Genomic DNA, 1,056 nt, shown 5'->3' with positions numbered 1-1,056 from the left:
GGCTTGGACAGATCTTGTTGGAAGAAGGAATCGAGTGGGCGCACTCGACCGGTGTTCTTAGGAAATTAATCTTGAATGTCCAAGTGCGCAATGAACGAGCGGTTCACCTGTATAAAAAGTTAGGTTTTGAGATTGAAGGTTGCCAAGCTCGTGGAGCTTGTTCAGCTGAAGGAGAATTCTTAGATGTTTACCTTATGGGCAAACTGATAGATTAGAGAGAGAGTCTACATGGTTAAAAAAATTATTTTGATGTTTTTGAGCTTATTGACGGTAACAGTGATTGGGATTGGGGCTTATGGCCTTACCATCCTAAACCAAACGACTGGGACTCTCAGTAAGACCTATAAAGGCTTTGGAAATGAGACCAATGTCATTGCAGAAAACAAGCCGATGACCATCCTTTTGATGGGGGTTGATACAGGTAGCGGTTCTCGGGAAGATCCTTGGGCCGGAAATAGTGATACTATGATTTTGGTGACTGTTAATCCTCAAACAAAAGAAACAACCATGACTAGCTTGGAAAGAGATATCCTAACCAATATTACTTCAGATGGCGAAACGGTCCAAGCAAAATTGAATTCGGCTTATGCTCAAGGTGGTGCCAAGTTAGCCATTAAGACCATTCAAGATCTTTTGAATATCCATATTGACCGCTATGTCATGATCAATATGAAGGGGCTGGTTCAATTAGTGGATAAGGTTGGTGGCATCACAGTCAACAATCCATTTGACTTCGATATCTCGATCGAGGAAAATGAGCCAGAATATACGGCTAAGATCGCACCAGGACGTCAGGAGATTAATGGGGACCAAGCTCTCGTTTATTCACGCATGCGCTACCAAGACCCAGAAGGAGACTACGGACGTCAAAAACGCCAACGTGAAGTGATCAAAAAGATTGTTGAGAAAGTTTTAAGCCTCAATAGTTTGAGTCACTACAAAGGAATCATTGAGTCTGTTAGTGACAATATGCAAACCAACATTTCACTTGATAGCAACAGTCTTCTTCAATTGTTGGGATATAAAGATGCCCTTTCAACGATTCATCAGTACCAG

Annotated in this window: 2 protein-coding genes; both read left to right on the top strand. The window is 42.0% G+C overall.

What is annotated here, in order from left to right; translation table 11 throughout:
- The coding region (locus tag PAN06_RS14350; protein WP_269796669.1) for a GNAT family protein at window positions 1-215 on the top strand (215 nt) is incomplete at its 5' end.
- A gap of 13 nt (window positions 216-228) precedes the next feature.
- Window positions 229-1,056: LCP family protein (locus PAN06_RS14345; RefSeq protein ID WP_269796668.1), on the top strand; the 828-nt coding region annotated here is incomplete at its 3' end.

It is taken from the genome of Streptococcus sp. SM3, assembly GCF_027497875.1.
This window is presented reverse-complemented; position numbering and strand designations above follow the sequence as displayed.